At 42.0% G+C, this 26673-nt stretch carries 26 protein-coding genes and 1 riboswitch; of the genes, 23 read left to right on the top strand and 3 right to left on the bottom strand.

Features of this window, described 5'->3' with window-relative positions:
* The first annotated feature begins 209 nt into the window (after window positions 1–209).
* The 16 genes from AC060N_RS13555 (at window position 210) to AC060N_RS13480 (ending at window position 16524) form a co-directional block, all read left to right on the top strand.
* On the top strand, window positions 210–929 hold the full coding sequence (locus AC060N_RS13555) for a methyltransferase family protein (protein WP_479524276.1): 720 nt from the start codon (window positions 210–212) through the stop codon (window positions 927–929).
* A 206-nt stretch (window positions 930–1135) separates the two neighbouring features.
* Window positions 1136–1339 (top strand): hypothetical protein, encoded by a 204-nt coding sequence (locus AC060N_RS13550; RefSeq protein ID WP_479524275.1) that lies wholly within the window; start codon window positions 1136–1138, stop codon window positions 1337–1339.
* Window positions 1340–1376: 37 nt separating this feature from the next.
* On the top strand, window positions 1377–1865 hold the full coding sequence (locus AC060N_RS13545) for an ester cyclase (RefSeq protein WP_479524274.1): 489 nt from the start codon (window positions 1377–1379) through the stop codon (window positions 1863–1865).
* A 553-nt stretch (window positions 1866–2418) separates the two neighbouring features.
* The gene (locus tag AC060N_RS13540) at window positions 2419–2892 is read left to right on the top strand and encodes a hypothetical protein (protein ID WP_479524273.1); all 474 of its coding nucleotides are present in this window, start codon (window positions 2419–2421) and stop codon (window positions 2890–2892) included.
* A gap of 189 nt (window positions 2893–3081) precedes the next feature.
* On the top strand, window positions 3082–3822 hold the full coding sequence (locus AC060N_RS13535) for an NAD(P)-binding oxidoreductase (RefSeq protein WP_479524272.1): 741 nt from the start codon (window positions 3082–3084) through the stop codon (window positions 3820–3822).
* A 288-nt stretch (window positions 3823–4110) separates the two neighbouring features.
* Window positions 4111–4488, top strand: a complete 378-nt coding sequence (locus AC060N_RS13530) for a hypothetical protein (RefSeq protein WP_479524271.1) — start codon at window positions 4111–4113, stop codon at window positions 4486–4488.
* A 62-nt stretch (window positions 4489–4550) separates the two neighbouring features.
* Entirely contained in the window at window positions 4551–4808 is a 258-nt protein-coding gene (locus AC060N_RS13525) for a hypothetical protein (RefSeq protein ID WP_479524270.1), read from the top strand.
* A gap of 327 nt (window positions 4809–5135) precedes the next feature.
* Window positions 5136–5537, top strand: coding sequence for a DUF3997 domain-containing protein (locus AC060N_RS13520; RefSeq protein ID WP_479524269.1), 402 nt, complete (start codon window positions 5136–5138; stop codon window positions 5535–5537).
* A 5-nt stretch (window positions 5538–5542) separates the two neighbouring features.
* Entirely contained in the window at window positions 5543–5872 is a 330-nt protein-coding gene (locus tag AC060N_RS13515; RefSeq protein WP_479524268.1) for a hypothetical protein, read from the top strand.
* Window positions 5873–6046: 174 nt separating this feature from the next.
* A complete protein-coding gene (locus tag AC060N_RS13510) occupies window positions 6047–6610 on the top strand; it encodes a hypothetical protein (RefSeq protein WP_479524267.1) in 564 nt (187 codons plus the stop codon).
* Window positions 6611–6916: 306 nt separating this feature from the next.
* Window positions 6917–7639: a YARHG domain-containing protein gene (locus AC060N_RS13505; RefSeq protein ID WP_479524266.1), complete on the top strand. Its 723-nt coding sequence runs from the start codon at window positions 6917–6919 to the stop codon at window positions 7637–7639.
* Window positions 7640–7724: 85 nt separating this feature from the next.
* Entirely contained in the window at window positions 7725–8375 is a 651-nt protein-coding gene (locus AC060N_RS13500) for a hypothetical protein (RefSeq protein ID WP_479524265.1), read from the top strand.
* Window positions 8376–8513: 138 nt separating this feature from the next.
* Window positions 8514–8987: a hypothetical protein gene (locus AC060N_RS13495; protein WP_479524264.1), complete on the top strand. Its 474-nt coding sequence runs from the start codon at window positions 8514–8516 to the stop codon at window positions 8985–8987.
* Between the two features lie 229 nt (window positions 8988–9216).
* The gene (locus AC060N_RS13490; protein WP_479524263.1) at window positions 9217–9951 is read left to right on the top strand and encodes an NAD(P)-binding oxidoreductase; all 735 of its coding nucleotides are present in this window, start codon (window positions 9217–9219) and stop codon (window positions 9949–9951) included.
* A 93-nt stretch (window positions 9952–10044) separates the two neighbouring features.
* Window positions 10045–10494, top strand: a complete 450-nt coding sequence (locus tag AC060N_RS13485; protein WP_479524262.1) for a hypothetical protein — start codon at window positions 10045–10047, stop codon at window positions 10492–10494.
* Window positions 10495–10839: 345 nt separating this feature from the next.
* Entirely contained in the window at window positions 10840–16524 is a 5685-nt protein-coding gene (locus AC060N_RS13480) for an ATP-binding protein (protein ID WP_479524261.1), read from the top strand.
* Between the two features lie 208 nt (window positions 16525–16732).
* Here AC060N_RS13480 and nudC read toward each other — a convergent pair whose 3' ends face one another.
* The gene (nudC, locus tag AC060N_RS13475; RefSeq protein WP_479524260.1) at window positions 16733–17599 is read right to left on the bottom strand and encodes an NAD(+) diphosphatase; all 867 of its coding nucleotides are present in this window, start codon (window positions 17597–17599) and stop codon (window positions 16733–16735) included.
* Between the two features lie 401 nt (window positions 17600–18000).
* Between nudC and AC060N_RS13470 the strand changes: the two genes are divergently transcribed.
* The 7 genes from AC060N_RS13470 to eno all read left to right on the top strand — a co-directional run bounded on the left by AC060N_RS13470 (window position 18001) and on the right by eno (window position 24379).
* Window positions 18001–18702, top strand: coding sequence for a hypothetical protein (locus AC060N_RS13470; RefSeq protein WP_479524259.1), 702 nt, complete (start codon window positions 18001–18003; stop codon window positions 18700–18702).
* A gap of 967 nt (window positions 18703–19669) precedes the next feature.
* A complete protein-coding gene (locus AC060N_RS13465; RefSeq protein WP_479524258.1) occupies window positions 19670–20455 on the top strand; it encodes a class I SAM-dependent methyltransferase in 786 nt (261 codons plus the stop codon).
* Window positions 20456–20461: 6 nt separating this feature from the next.
* A complete protein-coding gene (locus AC060N_RS13460; protein ID WP_479524257.1) occupies window positions 20462–21070 on the top strand; it encodes a cysteine hydrolase family protein in 609 nt (202 codons plus the stop codon).
* A 56-nt stretch (window positions 21071–21126) separates the two neighbouring features.
* Window positions 21127–21669, top strand: a complete 543-nt coding sequence (locus tag AC060N_RS13455; RefSeq protein ID WP_479524256.1) for a carbonic anhydrase — start codon at window positions 21127–21129, stop codon at window positions 21667–21669.
* 582 nt (window positions 21670–22251) lie between these two features.
* A riboswitch (Fluoride riboswitch) is annotated at window positions 22252–22315 on the top strand.
* 168 nt (window positions 22316–22483) lie between these two features.
* A complete protein-coding gene (locus AC060N_RS13450; RefSeq protein ID WP_479524255.1) occupies window positions 22484–22720 on the top strand; it encodes a fluoride efflux transporter FluC in 237 nt (78 codons plus the stop codon).
* Window position 22721: 1 nt separating this feature from the next.
* Window positions 22722–23087 carry a DUF190 domain-containing protein gene (locus tag AC060N_RS13445; RefSeq protein WP_479524254.1) on the top strand — a complete coding sequence of 122 codons (366 nt, stop codon included), beginning with the start codon at window positions 22722–22724 and terminating at the stop codon, window positions 23085–23087.
* Window positions 23088–23098: 11 nt separating this feature from the next.
* On the top strand, window positions 23099–24379 hold the full coding sequence (gene eno / locus AC060N_RS13440; protein ID WP_479524253.1) for a phosphopyruvate hydratase: 1281 nt from the start codon (window positions 23099–23101) through the stop codon (window positions 24377–24379).
* Window positions 24380–24512: 133 nt separating this feature from the next.
* Here eno and AC060N_RS13435 read toward each other — a convergent pair whose 3' ends face one another.
* Both AC060N_RS13435 and AC060N_RS13430 read right to left on the bottom strand, forming a co-directional pair.
* Complete coding sequence (locus AC060N_RS13435; protein ID WP_479524252.1) at window positions 24513–25151, bottom strand: MarC family protein; 639 nt, start codon at window positions 25149–25151, stop codon at window positions 24513–24515.
* 213 nt (window positions 25152–25364) lie between these two features.
* Window positions 25365–26567, bottom strand: a complete 1203-nt coding sequence (locus AC060N_RS13430) for a formylglycine-generating enzyme family protein (RefSeq protein ID WP_479524251.1) — start codon at window positions 26565–26567, stop codon at window positions 25365–25367.
* Window positions 26568–26673: the final 106 nt, after the last annotated feature.

Below are 26673 nucleotides of genomic sequence, written 5' to 3'. Positions count from 1 at the left end.
GTCAGCGTTGGGACCGTACTGCCATCTTAGGACGCTATATTCACAATCTTCCCCATCTCACCAGTCCAATCCTCCTCCCAAAACCCGAAAGATTTCGTTAACTTAGTTATGTCCTAACAACCAAAGAAATAAGGACGAAAAGAACTGACAGATTATCATTAGGCCTATACTACGGAACAAAACACACCGTTCAATAAGGAGGAATCGCTATGGCACCGAAAACAGTCGATCAAAAGGCACCTCAATCAGTAAGCCCGCAATATCTGGCTGGATTAATCATCACGTATCTCCTGGTACCGCTGGTGCTCATGATAAGCGGATGGGATTTGGGTTGGTGGCAGGGGTGGTTGTATTCAGCGCTGATTACGGCAGCGGCCATCGGTCCGCGGTTGTGGGCAGAGAAAAGGCATCCGGGATTGCTGGCCGAACGGGGCAAATTTGGAAAATCCCAGGATGTGAAATCGTGGGACAAAGTGCTGGCTCCGTTAATGATACTGACCATATCATTCCCCTTATACATCGTGGCGGGACTCGATCACCGCTTTGGGTGGTCACCTCAGTTTCCGGTGTGGCTCAACATCGTTGGCTTCCTCTTCGTTGCGTTGGGATACGCATTCGGGGGATGGGCGATGGTCGAAAACCGCTTCTTTTCAACCATGGTACGTATTCAAACCGACCGGGGACACCGGGTTTGTGACAGCGGTCCGTACCGGCTCGTCCGGCATCCGGGGTATGCCGGAAATATGCTGGCGCTGCCAGGCATTGTGCTGGCGCTGGGGTCCGTCTGGACCATCATTCCGGTGTTCGTTGCACTTGTCATTGCCGTGATACGGACCCGGCTGGAAGATCGAACATTGCAGGATGAATTGCCGGGGTACCGCGATTATACGCGCCGCGTGCGTTACCGGTTGTTTCCGGGTATCTACTAAAGAGAAGTATATCCGGGGCCATATCTTTGCGTTCTCAGCGAATTTCTTCGCGTCCTTTGCGTGGAACAAAATTCTCCTGGTCAGTATTGGGACCGCTTTATCAACAAAAACCCGCTCTTTCCCCAATCCCCTCACTATCCCCAAATCCCATCCATCCAAAATTGAAAAGATTTTAGTAACTTGGTTGTAACCTAATAGCCAGTGAAATGAGAGCAGAAAAACCGACCATTCATCACTGGGATTACGACCTGGCAGAACTCCTTCCCGTTGGCGTGGAGGAGCAGCCATTCCTATCGTTTTTTACCACTCAACATACCAGGTGTTGTCATGCCCTCGATTCTGACAGTAGCATGACACCCAAAAGTTGGTTAAAAGAAAAATCGCAGCCGTGTGTGATACATGCTGGTTAACAAGCTTTCGTGAATCCTAACTTAAAACGATAATAAGATGAAAAGAAAAATTGGTTTCCTCATCGCTGTTGTTATACTGATGTTCTTGTTCGGGTGTAATCAAAGCAGTCAGAACATTCGTGATAATGAGGCTTTAGCCAAAGCCGCTCTTGAAGCCTGGTCAAACCAGGATTCGGACAAACTTACCTCTCTTTTCGCAGACAGTTGTTTATATGAAGAAGTAGCCAGAGGAATGAAATTTAATACGAAGAAGGAAATAGCTAATTATCTTAATGGTACGATGATAGGTATTCCTGATTCGAAATTCGAAATAGTTGATGTGATAGCCAGTGAAGATATGGCGATGGTGGAATGGGTTTGGACCGGTACCAACACAGTGGGTTGGCCGAATATGAATATTCCGGCGACCAATAAGCGTTTTGAAGTGAGAGGCGTATCTGTAGTGGAAATAGAAAATAACTTAATCCGTACAGCTCGGGATTATTGGGATTGGAATACATTTTTGAAAGGTATCGGTGTTGAATGAACTGTAGAAACGCCTGCAATTAGGGCGGTTAAATCCCGGAGGGATGAAATCTTATTAGCCCGGATGCTTCGGGATGAGCCCCGGGTAGGGAAGCGTGCGTGAGATTGCGATCGTGTGACGGACATGATTGAAATACATTTGCTGTTTCGAGCGCAATGGTGGTGTAGCCACATTGAAAAACAACTATTTCTTTTGTTGTCCTTTTCCGGCAACGCCGGATAGACCATTCTTCACCCCCAATCAATTGGGGGGTTGGGAACTCCCTCATTTGAACATCTCCCCATCCCGAACCCTTACCCATCGAAAACCAAAGAGATTTTGTTAACTTGGGACGAATCTAACAGCCAACAAAATGAAGACAGAAAATTCGACCAATTACCATCGGGCTTGGGATTTAGCAGAACTGCTTCCCATTTGCATGGGGGAGCAGCAATCCATACTGCTTTTGACAACGCTAAATTATAACCTACACAATACATCCCATTAAGGGCGTGTAACAACAATGTTGATACACACTTGTACGCAGTAGTAATTCCAACGCAAAATTACAAGAATGACAAGCAATATTAATATGGAAAAATACAGAGAACCCTATTATATGGGTGTAACCTATATTTGTTCATTGTTTCTGATTATTGGATTATTTATCCAGTTTGACAATCAAACAAAAAAAGCAGTATTCGACTTAATTTATGGCTTAATAGCAATGACTAGTTTTACTTTTGCATACTTGTGGTTAAAGAAGAGGATCTTATTAATTGGACTTGCATTTTATGCTATAAGCTGGAATATTGAATTATTGACAAACCCAATAACATTGATTCAGAACCAAATCTTACTAGGTTATAATCTATCAATAATTGGATTAATATTTAATGCATTAGGCGTTGTTTTTTTATTTGTAGGCCTTATAGACAAAATTAAAATTGAGTATTTAACGCAAAGAATTGAATTTGAATTAGATATAATAATTGGATTATTACTCGGTTTGACTGGTGTAATTCAGATACTAATTAGAATAATCTAAACTACTGCTCACATACAAACTGTTGCCAAATAAAACCGCTCCCTTTCTCCCTTTCTCCCAATCTCCCCATCGCAAACGCTCCCCATCTCCCCATCCCAAAATCCCATCCCAAAACCCAACTAATTTCCTTAACTTGATGGTATCTGTTCGGGTAGGACGCTTATTTCAAAGAATGAATAAACATACGATATGACAACATTAGTAGTTGGTGCAACGGGAGCAACCGGAAAACATGTAGTGGAGCAACTGCTCAATTCCCGGCAAAAGGTAAAGGTGATTGTTCGTTCGCCTGAGAAATTACCTGAAACATGGAAAGCCAACGACCAACTGTCCATCATTCAAGCCAGCGTATCCGAAATCACGGTAGATGAAATGGCCGGATACATCCGCGATTGTGATGCAGTGGCTTCTTGTTTAGGCCATCATCCGAATTGGAAAGGGATATACGGACAACCCCGACGACTGGTTACCGACGCTGTCATCCTCCTTTGCAATGCCATTCAAAAGAACGCAGCCGGTGAGCCGGTGAAATTTGTATTGATGAACACGACCGGCAACCGGAACCGCGACTTAAACGAGCCCATTTCGATGGGGCAACGGTTGGTCATCGCCATCCTCCGGTTGTTGTTACCTCCACATGTCGATAATGAAAAGGCGGCCGATTATTTACGGACGCAGATGGGGCAAACAAACCGTTTCATTGAGTGGGTAGCGGTTCGTCCCGATGGTTTGGTAAACGAAGACCAGGTCACCGGATACGAGGTGCATCCATCACCCACACGAAGTGCGATTTTTAATGCCGGAACGGTCAGTCGGATCAATGTCGGTCATTTTATGGCTGAACTAATCACAAACGATGACTTATGGAGTAGGTGGAAGGGACAAATGCCCGTTATCTATCAAAGGGCTCCGAAGAATCGTCAATCGTAAACGCCAACCATCTTCCCATTCCGAAACTCCATCCATCGAAAACCGGAAAGATTTCGTTAACTTGCGAGCCCTAACAACCAACAACATGGAGACAAAAAATTCGACCACTCATCATCAGACTTGTGACGTAGCAGAACAGCTTCCCATTTGCATGGGGGAGCAGCAATCCCTATCGAAATGTATCTATAATTAGTTAGTTGAAATATTACACCAAAGGATTCACTTAGCGAATTAAATAGACTTTCCAAAAGAGCACCAAGGCATTTAAGGAATATTGCGCTATATAACTTGATTAATTTCTGGTTTTCATTTGTTCTGGCCTTCGTACTCTCAGTGGTTTATATTCTGGCACTTCCGGCAGACCAGATCGTGCTGAAGAATATGTGGCCCATACTAGTTTTGATCGGCGTTGTTGTTTTTGCATATGTCATGGTTCATATTAATCTTAAGCTACTTCTTGGTTCAAATGCTGCATATTGGTTCCTTCTATTGTTTTTTGCACTACAATGCATTGGCTATCAGTTGGGAAGTAATGGCGTTGATTTCGAGTTTGGGGCGATACCACTCACATTTACATTCGGGCTTGGAGATGGGGATTTTATAAAGATTAATATAGCAGCAATCATATTCACGGTTTATTTAATTGGAATAAAACCTGAGTTATAGAATATGATTGAGAAGATTAACTACGAACCAAAACGTAAAACAACAGAATCAAAACTACAGCGATGAACAACCTGTTTTCGAGTTTTATTTTTGAGATAATCGGAGCCTTTGTCGTTTGGATGGTAAAAGGATTTAAAGGAAAGCTTTCAGATGAAATGTCTGGTCCTTATGAATCAAACAGGAAGAGCTGGAGAAATACATTGATTTCTTTTCTCTTGTTGTTCCTCATCGGTGTAGTTGTGTATAAACACCAGGAGAACAGAAAGAAAGAAGGGAGCGATAGTCGATTGAATACAAGGATTGAAAAATCATACCATTAGTTAACGGTTCTGCCTAACCTTCCGGGCTCCTTTACAACAGAACCACTTCATCAGCCCGAAAACCACCCCTCGAAACCCGAAAGATTTCCTTAACTTGGATGCACCAAAGAATCCAACAACATGAAGACAGACAATTCGACCATTCATCATCAGACTTGTGACTTAGCAGAACAGCTTCCCATTTGCATGGGGGAGCAGCAACCAATAATGCTTTTGGCAACTCTAAATATTAACCACACAATACATCCCAATAAGGGCGTGTAACAACAATGTTGATACACACTAGTTAGGCACAAGTTTAAACAAAACCAAGACAGTGATTTATAGATGAAAAATACCATAGCATTTATATTCTTAGGTCTGAGTTTAATTATTAGCTCGTGTTGTTTGACTATTAAAGAAAAACATCTTGGCAACAATTATTATTTATCCGAATATGACAATGTTGACAGGAGAATATTTTACTCTAAAGAAAAATGCAGTGGAGGCGGTACTGAAATCGTTCCAATGACTGTAACTGAATTCGCTTACGATAATGAGTGGATAATCGCAAAAACAGGAACAGGTAAGAATTCAAAAAATCAATATTGGATAATTAAAAAGATTAGGGAAAAAGAGCCAACAACCGAGGACTTAAAATCAAATACATTGGGACAATTAGACATTGAAGAATTTAAGAAAAAGCTAATTGAAAATAAAATTGATTTAAAACTCAAAAAAATTGACTGATTAAAATGGAAGAACAACTGCCAACTCCAATTTTAGAACTAATTGCTTTGAATCTTTATTTAGGTTCAATAACAATGCTTTTGGGAATTGTGACAGTTGCATTTATAGTTATTAGAAATGGTAAATTTAACTGGACAAAATTTCTATTAATCTCAGTTCTAATGGTAATCTTGGGAAGTTTATTGTCAATTTGGATTTGGGAAAATTGGGATTTAGATATTGACATTATGATTGGACCAATTCACATTCCAACTTTATTCTCAATTATAATTGTTGGAATTGTATTAATTAAACTATTCGGACTGAAAATAATAAAGAAAAAAACCAGTGCCTAACACAGTACATATTGCAGGGCGGGGTTCGGTGGTACGCCAACTGCGGATTCTCGCATCGCAGTTCCGTGTCCTTCGGACAGGAACGCTCTCCGAAATCCGCCCCGACAACATGTACCAACCGTTAGGCAGTATTTGAAAAACGAGAACAAAACGAAAAAACATAAATTGAAATAAATGAGAGACAGTATTGACTATAAATTATCTGTAAATAGGAATAAATTAAAAATTAAGACACATATCCTGACACTATTTTTTGACTTTTTAGCCAATATCGCTTTCATTGTACTACCTGTTTACGGAGTATGGATTTATGTGTCAAGACTAATTCGAGAAAACATTTACTATCACCATTGGACAATCATTTCATTATTAGCAATATTTTGTCTTACATGGATTACTTACCTGATTATTTGGTTGTTTAAGGTTGATAAGTTTTATAAAGTCAATGGAATTGACCCAAAAACAAATCGACAGATTGTAGCTGAGACATTGATAGAAGAGAAGTGGCACATTTTACACAACAATAAAGATTTTATTGTGACTTTCCCCGATACAGGCATATTAAATTCTGACCGACAGGTAAATATTTTATTTGCAGACAAAGTAATTTTAATCAATGTGATTACTTTCAGTTGGGGAACAAACCTGAAATCACCATTTTACCCAGTAATGAATAGAATGACTCGGAAAAGAATAATTAATGAATTGGAAAAGAAAATATTAAAAAACACTGCCTAACACAGTACATATTGCAGGGCGGGGTTCGGTGGTATGCCAACTGCGCCCCGAGGCTTCGGGGCTCGTTTCGCAGTTCCATGTCCTATCGGACGCTGAAGCTCTTCCCCCGAAACTTCGGGGCCGGGGCATCGGAACGCAACGACAACATATAATTTACCGTTGCCAATTAAAACTGCTCTCTCTGAATCTTTACCGATCCCGAAACCTCACCCATCGAAAACCAAAGAGATTTTGTTAACTTGGAACCAACCTAACAACTAACTCGAAATTGCGAGATGTTGTAGACCGTTATAGGTAACTGTCATCATGAGAAATAAACAATTGATTATCGGTTTGATTATTATCCTGATACCAGGAAGGGTATTGGGACATGTAATTGGAACAGAAAAAGTAAGTGACTCAAAGGTAACCCCATGGATTCCAAAATTGACAGTTGAGTATCAATCTGTTTATCATTTTGGAGATTCAGAAAATGAATCTGACCTGTTGGTGCTTTTCGGAAATGGTAAATGTTATGCTCAGATTAGATATGGCGCTTGGGGTAAAGATGGCAAATCATGGGTTTGGAACTATGAGAATTTGAAAAATGTCAAAATCGTTGGCAACAAATTCTATTCTGACAAGACAAATGGCGAGTTTGTAAAGTATGATAATGGGGCAAAAAACTCCAAAGGATTAAGGGTTTTTAATTCATGGAGTGGAGCAACAGGTAAAGATGGATCTGAAATTGGCACAAAATCATTTCCCCCCTCTGATTATTTCTCGGGGAGATTTACTCAAGCGTCATTGAGACCATTGAGCAAAAATGAACTGGAAAAAATGTCAAAAGAAGATTTGAAGATTATGCGCAACGAGATATTCGCTCGTTATGGCTACCGATTTAAACCTGGTGGAGAAATGGATAAATATTTTGAAAAGCAGGATTGGTATTCAGCACAGCATGATAATGTGAATGACTTTCTCACTGGATTGGAAAAAGAAAACCTTAAATTGATAAAGCAAGTCGAAAGCGAAAAAAACCGTATGTAATCTTTTCCCATATGGAAATTCGGGGACTATCGGGGCTGCCCGACCACATACAAGTGACCGTGATACCTAATAATAGAATACAACTATGAAACTGATATATTTTATAACTCTTGGATTGTTATTGACTTCATGTGATTTTAATACTGACAAACACAATGATGTTGAAAAGCAAAGAGAATTTAATGTGGTTGTAGATGAGCTTCTAAGATTCAAATTTAGCGATATCTCGATAGTACAAGCAGAGACCCGCCCAATTTTCAAAACAAATCCAAATCAGATTGATAAATCTGATTCCTTAGACTCAATTACACCACCACCTCCTCCTCCACCTCCAGGAATGATTATTTACTCTAAAGAAGTCTTTGAATCTCTTGTAGAAAATAATTTTCTTACCTCAAAAGATGCCAATTATATGTATAATGAGATTGACTCGACTTTAATTCTCAAACTCAATCAAGAGAATAGCTGGTTTACATTAATATCAAGAAAAAAGCTTAATGCATTCTTTGATACAAACGTTGATCCTGATTCTGGCTACGTTTTATTAAAAAAGACATATGGTTCAAGTGATTTTATCAAAATAAGCACACCATTATTCAATGAAAATTTGACCAAGCTGATATTGTCAGTTGATTATCATTGCGGAGGATTATGTGGTCAAGGATATTTTTTTGTAATGGCCAAAGAAAATGATAAGTGGAGAATTGTGGAGACATTTGGTACGTGGGAAAGTTAAGATCACAGGGCATCCAACAAATTGTCATATAGTAGGTCGAGGTTGGGTTGCCATCTCAAACCACATCTCTTCCCAAATCTCCTACCATCTCTCCATCCCGAAATCCCACCCATCCAAAACCCGAAAGATTTTGTTAACTTGGATGCACCAAAACAGCAACCAAATGAAGACAGAAGAATGACTTGGCTTTCTGAAATCGAAAAAATATATCAAGACGTATTCAGAGATACTTTCGAAAATTTAGGGCTTGCTAAATACGAAAGTAAAAACGGTCCCGGAATGGGAGCTTTGATGTCCTTCAAAAATGAATTCATGAGAGTTCGATTATTGAATGACCGTGGTATTGTCGAAATTGAATTGTCTTCTATTTTTGGTAAAGAAAAGTTTCGGGATATTGAACTCTTTAATTCTTTTTTGATATTTGCTAACTCAAAGCGCAATCTGACAAAACATGAAGAGCAAAAGATTTTGAAAACAAGACTCGATTACATTGGTGTAATCAACTTTTTGACACAGAATAAGCAAAACCTGGAGAGGTCACTTAATAAATCGAACTATAAAAAGACATTTAAAGAGCTTGATGTCATTGGACAAGCGAGATGTGAATACTAATTAATGAAAGTAGGAATAATGACAGAAGTGTCATAAGCAGGCAACTGTCCTTTAGTTTGCCAACTTAACTCGCTTTCCCCAAATCTCCCCTTCTCCCAATCTCCCCATCGCAAACGCTCCCCATCTCCCCATCCCAAAGCCCCACCCGCCAAAACCCAACTAATTTCCTTAACTTGATGGTATCTGTTCGGATAGGACGCATATTTCAATGAATGAATAAACATACGCTATGACAACATTAGTCGTTGGTGCAACGGGAGCAACCGGAAAACATGTAGTGGAGCAACTGCTCAATTCCCGGCAAAAAGTAAAGGTGATTGTTCGTTCGCCTGAGAAATTACCCGAAACATGGAAAACCAACGACCAACTGTCCATCATTCAAGCCAGCGTATCCGAAATCACGGTAGATGAAATGGCCGGATACATCCGCGATTGTGATGCCGTGGCTTCTTGTTTAGGCCATCATCCGAATTGGAAAGGGCTATACGGAAAACCCCGACGACTGGTGACCGACGCTGTCATCCTCCTTTGCCATTCCATTCAAAAGAACGCACCGGGTAAGCCCGTGAAATTTGTATTGATGAACACGACCGGCAACCGGAACCGCGACTTAAACGAACCCATTTCGATGGGGCAACGGTTGGTCATCGCACTGCTCCGGTTATTGTTGCCTCCACATGTCGATAATGAAAAGGCGGCCGATTATTTACGGACGCAGATGGGGCAAAAAAACAGTTTCATTGAGTGGGTAGCTGTTCGTCCCGATGGTTTGGTAAACGAAGACCAGGTCACCGGATACGAGGTTCATCCTTCCCCCACACGAAGTGCGATTTTTAATGCCGGAACGGTCAGCCGGATCAATGTCGGTCATTTTATGGCTGAACTCATCACCAACAATGACGTATGGAGTAGGTGGAAGGGACAGATGCCCGTTATCTATCAAACGGCTCCGAAGAATCGGTAATCGTAAACTCCAACCATTTCACCAAGTTGAAACCCAGTTTATTGAAAAATAAAAAGATTTTGTTAACTTGGAAGAAGCCTAATAACCAACTAAATGAAAAAAAGAAAGAGAAAGTCGTTTGACTTAAATGACAGTCTCAACTATAAAGAAAAACAGTTTGAGAAAAAGGTTAAAGCTTTTGAGAAATTACCGGTTCTCGAAATTGCGAAAAGGTTAAATAAGGAACCAGATTTGGTTTTGGAGTTGCTTAAGCAAAGGAATATCTACAAACAATATTCTGACCTTTTAAATAAAGCCGAAATTGAGTTCTTAAAACCAATATTTTTGTCGCTTTTGAAAGCGACTACTAGGAAAAAGAGTGAAACACAATTTAATCCTAATGAAAAAGCCAAAAGAATTCTAAAATTAACAAGGAAACGTAGGTATAGAAATATCAGAATCAATCGAATTCTTAAAAGGCCCAAATCTCAACAATCAGATTCTGTATACGATGTCATTCAAACATATGGTATCAAGAATATTATTTCGACAAACATGAAATAACTGCAAGAAGCTGACGAATTACGAAATGACTGGGAAATTTTTTCTCATTTTGCCAATTGAATCCACTTGCTTCCACAAATCTCCAACCATCTCACCAGCCCGAAACCCCACCCATCGAAAACCAAAAAGATTTTGTTAACTTGGATGCACCAAAGAATCCAACAATATGAAGACAGAAAAATCGACCACTCAGTATTATCCGAGTTGTTATAAAGAGGAAATGCGACCTAACAACAAACCGATAAAGACTTTAGTACAATCACTTCTCCCCATCAGAATAGTCAGAAAAGTCAACGCGCATCACACACATTTGCAAATAGCACAAGCTGACACACAATCCAAGATATGCAAAAGAGCACAATTCTTAACCCTCAATATGGAGATTCTATGGGCTTAAATACTGCACATGAAGGATATGAGTATCAAGATTTGTTAACTGCCTACTTCATTCTTTATTGGATTCTAGAAGATGAAGAAAGTACTTTTTATATAGACAAAAAAGAATTTGATGCCGATAGATTTGATGATTTAACGATTATAAACAGCAAGGGATTATTCAAGAAACAAATTAAATATAGTAACTCAGAGAATAATCGTTCTTTTCAAAAAGAGGACTTATCAACTGATGGTTCATACAACTTAGCAATTGACGAATTATTCAATTCATGGAATAACCATCCCCAAAAAGACACGCTAGATATTAGGCTTTGTTTGGCATGGAATGAGCCCAAAGATGAATTATTGAACGTTCTAGATATCCAAAATAAGCAGAGGACCTTTAAAAACCACGATACTAGTCTATACAAAATAAACGCAGAGAAACTATGGCCAAAGAGCAAAATGCCGATTGAAAAATGGAGAAGATTTAGAACAAAGTCAAATGGAATTCAGCGAGATGAATTCTTGAGATTTTGTGGAGCTTTTACAATAGAAGTAGATTTTCCTAAATTTAGTTTAAGTATTTATGAGCCTGGACAATTAGAGAAAATCATTTTAGACCAAGTAGACCGAATAGGTATAGGAATTTTTCCAAATAATAAGAAAAGCAAAGAAGAGTTTATTCTTTCTCTTTCTGCTCTAATAAGAATGTCTCGCAGCAAAGGTACACCGATTACAACAAAAGAAATATTTAAACGATTTGAAATTGTTACCGATTTTGGTTCAATTGAGCAAAGTTTTCCAATTGATGAGCGTAAAAATATACCAACAAAAGAGAACGTTACTTCAATCCTACAGCTTGTCAAATCAGAAAAAAGAATAGTTCTAAAGGGAGAACCGGGAAGTGGAAAGTCATGGTTTGTAAACAACCTAATAGGTGAATTAAATAGTAACGATATTAATACTGTAAAGCATTATTGCTATACAGACCTTCAAGACAAATTTCAAAAAGAACGAATAAAGACTGATGTTTTTTACGGAAATATAATCTCTGAAATCCTTAATTTATATCCAGAATTAAAGGATAAAAAACGGCAAAGATATGCAAGTAGTTTATCTGAATTAAATATACTCATTGAGAATATAAGCGAACCGACGGTATTAGTAATAGATGGATTGGACCATATTGAGAGAGTTTTTAGTTACAGACCTTATGATGATCTGAGTATTAATGATGTTGATATTATTAGCCAAATCAATAAGATAAACATATCAGATAATTTAACAATTCTTGTCGCATCACAACCTATTAAGGAATTAGCGAATCTCCATGGCTATACTCAGGTTCCAATACCCGGTTGGGATATTGAAGATGTAAAAGATTTAATGTCTAGACTCCACCTTGATGATAATGAATTAGGCGATAAACTTATATCAGACTTATTATATGAAAAAAGCTCTGGTAATCCTCTATACCTAACCTACCTAATTGAAGAAATTAAAAACTTATCTCAGGTGAGTTTAGATGTGTTTGACTCACTACCATTTTATTCGTATAATCTAAAAGAGTATTATGATTATTTGTTGGCAAAGCAGAATCTGAGTAATGATGTGCCATTTGCTTTATCAGCAGTAAATTTTAGTCTTACGAAACAAGAACTGAGGGAAATAACAGGGTTAGGGGCATATGTAGAAGAAACATTAGATCTACTGAAACCTGTTTTGAAACAAAATACATCTTCAAAAGGCTATATAATATATCACGAGAGTTTTAGAAGATTTATATTAGAAAAACTTAAATCAAATGATGTTGTTGAAAACAGAATATTTCGACCAGTAATTGAATGGTTTGATAAGCTAGATTTTTATCGTTACCCTAAGGCTTATCGATATTATTTACAGGTATTGACAGATGGTGGTTATTATGAGAGGATGCTGCGTTTCATTTCAAAAGATTTCATTAAGAAATGTGTTTACGCAGGGCATCCGTGGGATATAATTGAAAATAACTATTATTTCTTATCGAGAGCTTGTATAGAATCAAGAGATGTAGAGAAAATAATAGTGCTTAACGAAATAAATAAAATCTTAACAGGAACAGAAGATTCATTTAATGAAGCTTTTGAGCATTACATAGAAGCCTTTGGGTACATAAATGGATTTGAAGCTGTTTCAGAGTACTTAATATTTGAAGGTAAGCCTACATTAACAAAAAGAAAAGGTTTACAAGTTTGTTATTTAATCGATTCAAAAGGCTCGGTTGCACCTTGGGAATACTATTCTGACTATTTTAAATTAGGCGAATCTATTCAATTAGATGATTTCAAGTACTATATAAGGATTCTAATATCTCAAAATAACGAGGAGGAATTAATCAATGTCGCTGAGAAATTAAAAAAAAGAGAGTTGCCTGATTTTAAGGCTGTTTTTATTAGAGAGTTATCTTTATTCAGATCAAGTGCATTTGTATACGATTTAATAGATAAGCATGAAGAAATAAAAGAAGTATTCACTATTGATGATAAAAAAGAAACAGAAAATGAAAACCTTATTTTATTAGCGGAAGAAATTCTAAAATTTGATAATATTTTCGATGACGAGGTTCCAATGATTGAGTTGTTTTTTATGCAAATAGAAAGTCAATCCAATGATGTTGAGCTAATCGAAGATGTTATCAAGGTTTTTAAATCACATAATTGGTTTTATAATTGGCTAATTTACTTTATAAAGGTTAAGCAAATTAAAACATCAGAAACAAATGGCTCTTTGGAAATCAGAAATGCATTTGATTTTCTTGCATACAATGTAGAGCCTTTTTACGGCAAGCCAAGAACTTGTGATTTATATTCATTGCACGATTTTATTTTTGATTCCCTGAATGAAGGATTATCCCTTATTAAGAAAAAAGAAGATTGGAATTATGTATTAAGGATACTTGATAAGGTAAGTACTAAAACGACAACATATTTTCAGAACTCTCCTGGTGGCCCAATTGCGACTAATAATTTCTTTAGACTACTTATCGAAAATATTAATGCAATTAATTCAGCCTTTGTGGTCGAATTATTGGTTGGGCAATACGAAAGGAACAAAGATACCCAATTTCATGCATTTCTTTCAGAATATTGCTTTCAACTTGTAAAAGCATATGCTTTCATTAATGAGCCAGTGAAAATCGAAGAGTATTTCAATCGAGGGGTTGAATATGTATTAGGGTATACATGGCGTAGAGATTTAACTCTCGAAGATTTAACCGAAAGTATCGTTGGTTTTAGTGCGATAAACAATTCTTTAGGGAATCGATATATTTTAAAGTTGAAAGAATTGGTAGATTCTGTGGTTCAGCATACTGATGGCAAGGATACAAAACATTTTCCTGTAGAATGGTTTGAGAAATTCTATAAAATTAATCCTTTAAATGCATCTCTTTATTTGCTCAATGAATTGGTGTCTACAAGATATGACTGGCGCTTAGAATCTTCTTTAAAACATTTGATTACAAACCCTGAAACTCAAATTAACTCTTTAACGAAAGTATTTTTAAATCAAACATTCTTGGTTGAATCAGATGATGCATTTTTGATGGATTCTGTTAAATTGTTTGAGAAGTTAAGTTTGCCAGTTGCGAGAAATACTTTAGCAGCTTCAATAAGTGCAAGGTTATCAATAAAACAAAACTCAAAAAGGTCAGAGAATCTCCTGAAAGAGATTAGAAAATATAAGAATGAGTTAAAACTATCAAATGCTCTTGTTGCTTCAAGCACAATAGATCCACGCAGGGAGTTTACAACCATTGACCCTATAGTGAAAGTTAAAAGAGAATGTGTTAATCGGAAAGAATTTTCTGATATGACTCTTTCCGAGCTTTCTGTTTACCTAAATGAAAATCCAATTCTTGAGAAAGAAGTTCAATCATTAATTTACTTATTTGATAGTTATCAGGTTCTTACTCGTGAGTTAAAAGATTTAATTCAGCATTTAGTCAGGAAGAATGAGGACTACCATGACAAGAGAAACATTGACATAACTCCAATATTTGAATCAAATACTGAATTATCTGTATTTTTTTGGATGACAAGATTTATTTATCAAACAGATGGATGGTTTAAGAGTCTGTCAAACTTAGGCGCTTTCCAAACAGCATATAAGCTTAATCCCAATAAAAGCATTGACTATTTATTTGAGTTATTGGATTCAAATTTAAATCTGGGCTATAAACGTGTCTTTTCAGCAAATTTATTTAATGCTCTTTCAAGTGTTGGTTATAATACTTCACAACTTGAGAAATCTTGGCTTTCAATGTATGAAATAATTGAATATAGATTGCCCTCGAGAGAAACATATGATTGGGATACAGTTCTTTCTAATAAACTAAGTATGAGTTTAGAAGAGATTCATATTTGTCTGTTATTTTGTCGTTTTAAATCTTATACTGTTCAAAAGTACCATATTGTTTTATCAAGTATTTCGATTTTATTATATGAAGACTCCCAAAGGTTGATAAAACCTATAAGATGGTTTCTTTCAAATCATGAATACTTTAAAAAATCTATAGTTCTAGCAGTCGTACAGTTAATAATTCTTTTTGAAGAGACTGCTAAGGGATACATTAAAAATTTCGAATCCGAGTTAAAATCGATTTATCCTACTAATTATTTTCTAATAGATATTCCAATCGCAAGTTCATTTCATTTGAGTAGGAAGTCCATCGTAAAAGCAAAAGATGATTTAATATATCCTATTTCAGATGATGAATACGAATGGTTGGAAGGACTGAATAAGCGACATGCCATCCTAAAGGGAGCAGGAATTGACACCAAAAATATTTTTGGAAAATTTAAAGCAACTTTTCAACGAAAGTATGGTGAATATTTAGAAATCTACGGTAATCGCATGTGTGAAAGAGTGGTAAACAACATATTTTCTTCAGATTATCTCTTAGAGCTTTTTAATACTGAATACTATGAAAAGCTGAATTCATATAATAATGTACAGGATGTCTTTGAAAGTTTAAAGATTGATATTAAATCAATTATTGCACAGTACCTTTCCATGGATATAAGGCCAGATAATTTAAAAAGAGCATCAAGCTATGAGAATTACGCTGCATTCAATGAAGAAATATACATTGATGAGAGCCGTTGGGTTAGAATTGCACACTTCGAACATGAATTGATTGAAACGGAACATTATAAATTAATCGATAGAAAAATTTTTGGTGGTGTTGTGTTTGATGAAGGACATTCTACTATATTTCCATATGCTCCGTATCGGTTAGAAATGAAATTATTATGGGGTGAAAGATATTTGGATTTTCCAATTGAAAAGACTCCAATATTTTCGCTTATTCAAGATGAATTTCAGTTAGAATACTTTAAAATTTTATGGTTAAATCCATCAATTATGGAAATGTTAGAATTGCGTTTGGGTGATTTTAATGATGGTTTTGTAGGATATGACTCAAAGGATGATGTAGTATTAAAATTGAAGACTTGGCAAACAGAATATGTGGCTTTAGGCACTTTTGCTAGTATTCAAGATGAAATTCCCAAATTAGATGGCTCAGAACTGGTAATAAGAGAAGATTACTTTAAACGATTATGTGATATTTATGGTGACAAGCCAAAGTATTCTATATCAAAGACATTTTAGGCTACTTCAAAGTCAAGTGTATTTGAAATTCTATTAGGTACTTAGTAATTGGAAGACATTGATTCTAGCATGGAAAGCTGTGAGGAGACAAAATCTACTATCAATCTCGGAGGGATTAATTTAACTATATATATTAGCTACGGAATGATGGATGAATTGTTTTGAATCCGTTGTTGCTAAGTACTTTAATCGGTATGTGAAAATTCTCTCAAACCCCCACCTTCTTCACCTCACCGCACCCTTGCAATTCGCCTTTCTCGAATTTGGCGATCATCTCGCCGGCAATGCTGATGGTGGAGGAGTGGTTGGGCAGGTGGCCTCGGGAGAACCAGGCGGCTTCCACAATCTCGTTGCCATCGACGCGGATGGGCTGGTGTTCGTCGGCCTCCGCCACAAAACCAATCATCATCGAACCCGACAGCGGCCAGGGCTGGCTCTTGTAATACTGAATGTTTTTCACGTCGAGGCCTACCTCTTCCTTCACCTCGCGTGCCAAAGCCTCCTCGAGCGTTTCGCCCACATCCACGTACCCGGCAATCAATGAAAACCAGTTGCCGCGGAAATTCGCATTGCGGGCCAGCAGCAGTTTATCGCCGCTCACAATGGCCACAATAATGGCCGGCGAAATCTTGGGATAAACGGTGGTATGGCAATTCGGACACACCAGCGCCCGTTCGTTGGACTTGTGTTCGGTCCGGCTCCCGCATTTCCCGCAAAAGCGGTTCTGCGTGTACCAGTTCACCAGTTGTAACCCCGCAATGCTCACCCACGCGATTTCCGGCTGCTCAATCGTCCGGAAGAAACTGATTTCCTGGTAAGCAAAATCCGGTTCCTTCGCGGCCAGCTCATCCCACACCAGGAAACACGGAACATCATCGAGGGTAAACAGGAACGTGCTTTCCGTCTGCTCCGAAATCTCCGGGAAATCCTTCTTTCGCGGTAGCCCGAATGTCTCCCCGTCGGTTTTCAGCAACAACGTGTTGTCCCGGTAACAAAGCACAATGTCCTCGTCTCCGATGTGTTGTTCAGCGCGGTATTGATTGTCGAAACGGTGGGGAAAGATATCCTGAATCATGAGGCAAACGGTTGAAATATCATCGGCAAAGATAATAACATTTGTACCCATGAACAATGCACCCGTAGAGACGCCCGATTCGGGCGTCTCTCAAAAAAACGTCTGAACCCGGATTACGCAGATTTACCAGATTACGCAGATGGGGGGCGGCGGTGGTGTTTGATAGACCGAATCATTGAAGGGGTGTTTTTCTGAAACACAAGGTATTGGGTCTTTACGATCACGTTGTTCATGGGTGTGAATTGGTTGAAATTGCCTAAAACGTCGATGGGCGCATGATCCTTTTAATCCGGGAAATCCAAAAATCTGCGTAATCCGGGTTCAGACAATTTTTAAAAAATCCATGCACCTCTGCCGTGTTTGGATCGTCTTACGTATATTACATAAAAATGTGCGGTGTTATGCAACAAAAACACGTGTGGTTAATTCTCCTGGTCATCCAGACTCTGACGGTATTAAACGCGAAGGGACAAGAGACCAAAACAGATTCGGTTGACGTTGGCAATTCGATCAAATGGAAAAGCAGTACGGAGCATCTGTTGGTACAACCACACCTGCTGCAGGTCCAACCGGCATTGTGGTTTCCGGAGAATGATTTCTCACACCTTCTTCTTCCTCAAAAGATTTTCGTTCCGGATATGGGCAAGGAATTGAAATACCCGGACTTTCGGGTAAATGATTCGCTGGCATCGGTCTTACCCAAATATCCCGGCCTGGGAGATTACCGGAATTTTGGAGGGCAACTGGGGACGATGAGCCTGACCAATAACCTGTCGGTGGATTATGGCGCTTTCATCAGCACGCAGTACGGATATCTTTTCTCCAGCAAGCAAACGGTTATCGGTGGCAATTGGCTCTTCCGGTATACGCTGACCGACTGGCTGCAACTGCAAACCTGGGGACAATATGTGACGCAGGGCAAAAGCTCCGATCCAACGTTCCAGATGCCCAACTTTTATCCGAAAACCCACGTCGGTTTTGGTTGGCAGTACCATTCGGGCGGAAATGCCAAAATCAGGCTGGGCACCGAATACCAATACGACCAGAACAAAAAGATCTGGAAACCCGAATCGGGCGGAAAGGTGCTTTTCAATTTTAAATAGGGCAGCCGTAAAGACGCCCGATTCGGGCGTCTCAAAACCCCCATCAATGATTCCGCCCATTCAATACCGCCGCCGTCCCCATCTGTGTAATCTGGTAAATCTGTGTAATCCGGGTTCAGACAATTACTCCTTGCGTCTCAAAAAAACATTCCCCCAATGTTTCCACCCATCAAACACCGCCGCCGCCCTTCATCTGTGTAATCTGGTAAATCTGTGGTTTCCCGGTTCAGACAATTATTCACCACCATCAACGCACCCGTAAAGACGCCCGAGTCGGGCGTCTCTAAATCTGCCATACAACGCCCGTCTCCGGTCATACCACACCGCCGCCGCCCCAATCTGTGTAATCTGGTTAATCTGCGTCATCCCGGTTCAGACAATTATCTGCGCCATCCCGGTTCCGACAAAGATTGACGCAATGCACCCTGCCTATTTTGCTATTTGCTCGGGTTCATCTTAAATTTAACTGCTCTCTTTTGTCATTCAACGACATTCTTTTGGCGATCCATGCCTTCCTTTTCGCGTTTAATGGGTTCCTTTTGCAGTTAAAGGTCTTCCTTTTGCGGGAAAGGACGTTCCTTTTGCAGTTAAAGGTCTTCCTTTTGTGGGAAAGGACGTTCCTTTTGCAGTTAAAGGTCTTCCTTTTGCGGGAAAAGACGTTCCTTTTGTAGTTAAAGGAGTTCCTTTTGTAGTTAACCTTGGGAGTATTCATTAAACTGTGTCACCGGCGGAAATCCATAGAATTACGACAAACAGCGCCCGGTTCCATTGGGTAAAAACATCAGCACCAGGAAAATGTCGCGTGGCTGATGGGCAAAAAGAGATAGTAAATGACTGGCAAGTACAAAAACTCTCAACCCAACGCGTGCTTATTTGTTTAGGGGTAGGGTATTGGTAGAGTCTCTGTAAAAGGGAAGTAAAGACGCACTATAGTGCGTCTCCACCATACCTAGAAAGGAATGTTAACATGGCAAAAGACTGGAATCCTGAATTATACAACGACAAGCACGCATTTGTGTATCAATACGGACAGGGAATTCTCAGCTGGCTGGAACCCAAAGCAAATGAACGTATTCTCGACGTGGGATGCGGCTCGGGACAACTTACCAGTCAGATAAAAGAGAGTGCTGCATGGGTGGTAGGAATGGATAACTCGCCTGAAATGATCGCCGACGCACGAAGCAAATATCCCAGCATCGATTTCGAGGTCGGAAATGCGTCCGATTTTGAGTTCAACCAACGGTTCGATGCCATCTTTTCGAATGCAGCGCTTCACTGGGTAACCGATTACAAGGGAGCCGTTAAATGCATGTACCGCAACCTGAAACCGGGCGGCCGCCTGGTGGTCGAGTTCGGTGGAAAAGGCAATGTGCAAAACATCGTCGGAGCCTTACGGAAGGTCCTGGCAGAACATGGCTACCACGAACAGGCGGAGAAACAACTCTGGTATTTCCCGACGATTGGCGAGTATGCTACGGAGCTCGAAAAAGCCGGATTCCGGGTAGTCCGGGCCGAGCATTTCGACCGCCCCACGGAACTGGCCGATGCAGAGACCGGCATTGCCGATTGGATGGCGATGTTTGGCAAGCAATTCTTCGACGGCGTGAGTGAAGAAGATGCGAAAGTCATCAAAGCCGAAGTGCAGGAACGGATTGAACCGATCTGTTTTGTCGACGGGAAATGGAACATCGATTACAAACGCATTCGCGTGAAGGCCATAAAAGAAAAGGTCGAAACCATCGATACCAAATAACGAAACATGGAGAACACGCAGGCATCAACCAACGAACCGCTTCAGCCGTTCATCCCCGACGGACAGCCAGCCTTGTTGCTGGTCGATATCCAGCAGGGATTTGACCACCCGACTTACTGGGGCAGCAAACGCAATCATCCCGACGCGGAGAAAAATGCAGCCCGGCTGCTGGAGGTATGGCGCAGTCACGGCTTCCCGGTTATTCATGTGAAACACAACTCGGTCCTCCCGCAATCGCCGCTGGCCGAAGGAAAGCCCGGCAATGTCATTCAGACGATTGTGCAGCCGAAAGAGGGGGAACCCGTCATCGGGAAAACGGTCAACAGTGCCTTTATCGACACCGGGTTGGAGCAGCGCCTGCACGACGAAGGCATTCGTCAGTTGGTGGTCGTCGGCCTCACGACCGATCATTGTATTTCCACGACGGTGCGCATGGCCGGTAACCTCGGCTTCGACACCTACGTGGTAAACGACGCCACTGCCACGTTTCCGAAAACCGGTTTCGACGGTAAGCACTATTCTGCCAAAACCATTCACGAAACGGCGCTGGCCAGCCTGAACGAAGAATTTGCCACCGTTTTAAATACGGAGGACATCATAAAGACATTCATTTAAAACGAAGGCCGGAAATAAATGAACGTAAATCATCCGGCAAAAATGACACGAAAGCTATGAACAGACTTGTACCGATTAAAACAAAAGAAGACATCTTCCCGGAGTACCGGGATACGCCGATTGGTGATTTGTTGGAGTATCATGATCTCGGCAGGGATTTCGATTCGTATGATTCAGCACAGCTGCTGGTAGGTATGTGTATGGATAACCGGAAACATCTCAACATCCCCGACAATTTCTCTTTCATCATCAGGGCGGGTGGTGCCAATCTCCGTTACAGCGAATTCAAAGTATCGTTTGCCATCTCGATAGGAAATGTGAAGCACATTGCCATCATCGGGCACAGTAACTGTGGCATGGTGAACCTGGCATCGAAAAAAGAGAAGTTCATCGGTGGTTTGGTCGAATCAGCCGGATGGGAACGGACGTTTGCCGAAGAGCATTTCAATCAGTTTGCCCCGCTTTTCGAGATAGGCAACGAAATCGATTTCGTATTATCTGAAGTCAAACGCCTGCGCAACCGCTACCCGAAAATCACCGTAGCGCCCATGTATTATAAGGTGGAAGACAACCGGCTCTACCTGATCAGGGAGGAGTAATATAACGAAAGAAAACAAAAGCAAGTAACACATAAGGATGTCATCCCCCGGGGGATGACATCCTTTTTCGTCCCGGGATGCTAAAGGGAACTTTGGGTCGGTGCGTTTTTCCCGGTGCCAGTAGTTGCCGTTTTGATATTACCGCTATTCCTGTCAAATGGCTAATAAAAAGTGCTGTTCCAATAGTTAGTCACAGTCCTGAAGCCCCTTCAGGGGTTTGGGGTGGTTACAGTCGCCGGCCTTTGCGTGAAATATTCGGGATTAATAATGAAACGCCCATTCAATAATAAACCGAATTGCCCGTAGGGCATCAAGTATTGTAGTAGTTGTAGCAGAAATGTCGCACAGGGCTCCTTTACTCCGTAGGTGTTACTCCTCCAACATTTTTAACAACCATCAAGCAAAGATACCAGGTGAAGTATCCGGCTCTTGTTTTGAGAACCGGCGTGCTTCACCTTTTTTCTTGTTTACCCGTATCGGGTGATAGCTGCCCGGTTGTTTCCTCCTTTCGGGAAGTTTCCTAATCATAAAAGTTGTTAATGAAAGCTACCGGGAGAATAACCAGCCTGATTAATCCGTACATTTGATATGGGCAATGAAGTCTGCCATTAACCGCCTCCCAAAGGCTAATGACTTCTGCGATATGAAATTTGAACCCTAAATTTCAATTGTGTGATGAAGTCATTACTGATTGCAGGCATGGGAGGGTTTATCGGAACAGCCTTCCGGTTCGCCGTCTCCCGCTACATTCAAATTCACACCCCGACGGTCTTTCCCTGGGGGACGTTGATTGTGAACAATTCCGGGCAGCCTTTTGACAGGCTTTATTTTCGGTTTAACCGGGAAAGGAGATTGGCTGTCGCCGGAGTTTCGCATTTTTCTGACAGTGGGCATCTGCGGCGGATTTACCACTTTTTCGGCACTCACCGACGATGCCTTTCTACTACTCCAAAGCCGCGAGTGGCTTCGGTTTATCACGTATGCGTCACTGAGCTTCACCCTGGGGCTGGTGGCGGTGTACATTGGACGAATGACGATAAAACTGGTATGAGATGGAAAAATCAAACAAGACACTACTGTTACGGATTTTCATCGGCTCCACCGATAAGCTGGGCAACGATAGTCTATACGAATCGCTGGTATTCAAAGCAAAAAAAGCCGGGTTGGCAGGCTCCACGGTCGTGAAAGGCGTGATGGGCTTTGGAGCCAGTTCGGTAATTCACTCGTACAAATTCTGGGAGGTCGCTGAAAAGCTTCCCACCGTCGTGGAGATTATCGATGAGGAGGATAAGGTGATGGCATTTTACGAGACGATTAAAAAAGACCTGGAGGCCATGCGCTACGGTTGCCTGGTAACGGTGGAAGAGGTGACGGTTTTGCTGAACAAAGCCGGGCAGAAAAGGGAGTTTTACTTTTAAACCTTGATGATATGAAGATTGCTAAGCTAAGAGCAATGGAAATCCTCGATTCGCGGGGAAACCCGACTGTTGAAGTCGATTTGAAACTGGAAGACGGAACGACAGGACGGGCGATGGTGCCCAGTGGTGCCTCCACCGGTGAGCGCGAAGCTTTCGAAATGCGTGACGGCGACCCGAAACGCTACGGCGGAAAAGGGGTATTGAAAGCTGTTGAAAATGTGAACAGCGTGATTGCCAACAAAACGGTTGGCCGTTGTTTCGGCAGTCAGCGCGAACTCGATCTGCTGCTCCTCGAACTGGACGGAACAGCAAACAAATCGAACCTGGGAGCCAATGGCATTCTTGGCGTGTCGATGGCTTTTGCGCGTGCCATGGCTACCGCCACCAACACACCGCTCTACCGTTACCTCGGCGGCAGCAATGCCTACCTGATGCCCGTTCCGTGTATGAACGTCATCAACGGTGGCCGCCACGCCGACAACAACGTCGATTTTCAGGAATTCATGATTGCGCCGCACGGAGCTACTTCCTTCCGGGAATCTATCCGGATGGGTGCCGAAGTGTTTCATGCTCTGAAAGAGGTGCTGAAGAAGAAAGGATACAGTACCGGCGTGGGCGACGAGGGCGGTTTCGCTCCCGATTTGAAATCCAACGAAGAAGCGGTGGAGGTCATCCTTGAAGGAATTACCAAAGCCGGCTACCAACCCGGCGACGACGTGAGCATCTGCCTCGACCCGGCGTCAAGCGAGCTGTGGGAAGATGGAAAATACCGCCTCTTCAAAAGCACCAAAGAACTTATCACGAGCGACGACATGGTGAAACAGTGGGACAACTGGGCCCGCCAGTATCCAATTGTGTTACTGGAAGACGGTCTGGCTGAAAACGACTGGGAAGGCTGGAAGAACCTGACCCAAACACTGGGCAGCCGCATCGAGCTGGTGGGAGATGACCTCTTCTGTACGAACAAGGCTATCCTGGCGGAAGGCATTGAGAAAGAAGTGGCGAACTCCATCCTCATCAAGCTGAACCAGATTGGTACGGTAACCGAAACGCTCGAAACGATTGAGTTGGCGTACAAAAACGGGTACAACGCGTTTGTATCGCACCGCAGCGGCGAAACCGTCGACACGTTCATCGCCGATCTGACCGTTGCCGTGAATGCCGGTCACCTGAAAACGGGTAGCGGCTGCCGTGGCGAACGCATCGAGAAGTTCAACCAGTTGATGCGCATTGAAGAGGAGCTGGTCAGCTGTGCTGCATTTGCGGGCAAGAAAGCCTTCAAGAATGCATAGCCGAATTGAATAAGAAAGTGATTAGTAACCATCGATATACCTAATCCCAACGAACGCTGACGATCCCCTGAGGACTGGACAACAGTTTCTTCAGGGGATTTTTCGTTTCCGCCGGAGCGGGATAAGTCAGCATTTATTTGATCATATCCTGAACAATGGGTTTCAGTCCGCTGAAGAAGAATTCCACCGCAATCACCATCACGATAAGTCCCATCAGACGCATCAGCACTTTGTTTCCGGTTTCGCCCAGTCTTTTGGATATCGCAGTTCCGCTAATCAGAATAAGGTAAGTTAACCCGAGTATCAGGGCAATGGAGGCGACCAGGAGCAATTTTTTCGCGAAGGTGTTGGCATCTTCCATCAACACGATGCTGTTGGTGATGGCCCCCGGTCCGCAAATCATCGGAATGGCCAGCGGGGTAATGGAGATATCGTTCACATAAGCGTTGATCTCTGCCTCTTTTTCGCTCAGCTTGATTTTACCGAGCCGGGCTTGCAGCATGTCTTGTCCCATTAAAAAGAAGATAATCCCTCCGACAATCCGGAAGCTGTTGACCGAGATACCGAAGAACCGGAAGAGCAACTGTCCTGAAAAGGCAAACAATAGCGTGGTGACAAATGCAACAATGACGGCTTTTCTGGCGGTTTTTCGTCTTTTGGCTTCATCCAGTTCCGACGTCATCGATATGAAGATGGGCATCGTTCCCAGCGGGTTAAAGAGCGTGAAGAACGAAGTCAGGGCCAGCAGGCCGAAAGAGTAGGCATCCTGCATGAATACTGGTTTTAGGTAATGAATAATCGGGGAGGAAGATACATATTCGAACGACAATATTCAATAATGCCGGTTTCCCTGATGAGCTGTTGTTAAAAGGATGTTAGCCGGGCAGGTTGCAAGAAAAAACCGGAGACATGTTCGAAACATACTCTCCGGTCTGACAGACCTGATGCTCGTCACAGGCCTGTTTCCGGTGTTTCGTACCTTTCCCTAGGGGGATTGGGTACCAGGTGATTTGATGCACCGGAATCCGATGTGGTTGGTACTGGAACTAATCTCTCCTTTTCCGCGGGTACCTACCATATATCGTGTACAATATTGATTCGTGCAAAGAAATGAACCGCCCCGCTGCACCCGTTTCTGCAAACCGGGCTCGTTCGGGTCGTCCGAGGTGTCCGGCCCCTGCGGATTGTTCGTTACATCGTTGGTCATCGCCAGTTGGCGGTAATAATCGGCGCGGTACCAGTCGTGGCACCATTCCCACACATTGCCCGCCATGTCGTACAGCCCGTAACCGTTGGCCGGATATTGGGCTACCGGGGCAATACCGGCGTAACCGTCGGCTGCATCGTCCGATTCGGGGAAATGGCCCTCAAAAATGTTGGCCATCCATTTGCCATTGGGCGTCAACTGGTTGCCCCACACGTACGGTTTACCTGACAATCCGCCGCGAGCGGCAAATTCCCATTCCGCCTCGGTGGGCAGTCGCTTGCCGGCCCATTTCGCGTAAGCTTCCGCATCAGCATAGGTCACATGCACCACCGGATAGTTGTCTTCTCCCTTGATATCGCTTCCGGGACCGAAAGGATGTTTCCAGTTGGCACCGGGAACGAACCGCCACCACTGGCGATAATCACTTAACTGCACTTGCTGTTGCGGAGGGAAGAAGACAATTGATCCAGCTACGAGTTGATCGGCCGGAACACCGGGTAAATCTTCCGGCGTCGGTTTCTTTTCGGCTGTGGTAACGTAACCCGTCGCTTCAACGAATTTGCGGAATTCGGCATTGGTAACCTCCGTTTGGTCCATCCAGAAGCCATCCACGTAAACGCGGTGAACCGGACGCGCATCATTCATGGGCTCTTGTCCGCCATCCTGTAACGTGGTTGGATCGGTTGCCCCCATCGAGAACGTTCCGCCGGGAACCCACACCATTCCATCGGGAGCTGTTCCGGGCGGAGTCGTCGGATTGCTGATGGTCGGTGCAAAACCTTTCGCAATCGATGCCTGGGCCGATTTGCCTACCGGAATTAAATTCTTCTGTTTGACTGTTTCCTGCGGATTCTTGTCGGTAACCCAATAACTGATCACACCGAGAATCAGGATAGGCAACAGGAGCAATACCACCTTCCCCGGGTTACTCTGATTGATTTTCAGCGGATTATTTTTATTTGCTATTTGGTCTCTGTCCATGTCTTTTTGTCAATGGTAAAGGTGCCTTCCGGTACCCCTGCCGATCAACAGCAAACCGGTGAGTTGGTTCAAGCATGACGAAAAGATGTCAGGCTGAATTTGGTTA

Source organism: Prolixibacter sp. DSM 2831 (assembly GCF_056493735.1).
This window is presented reverse-complemented; position numbering and strand designations above follow the sequence as displayed.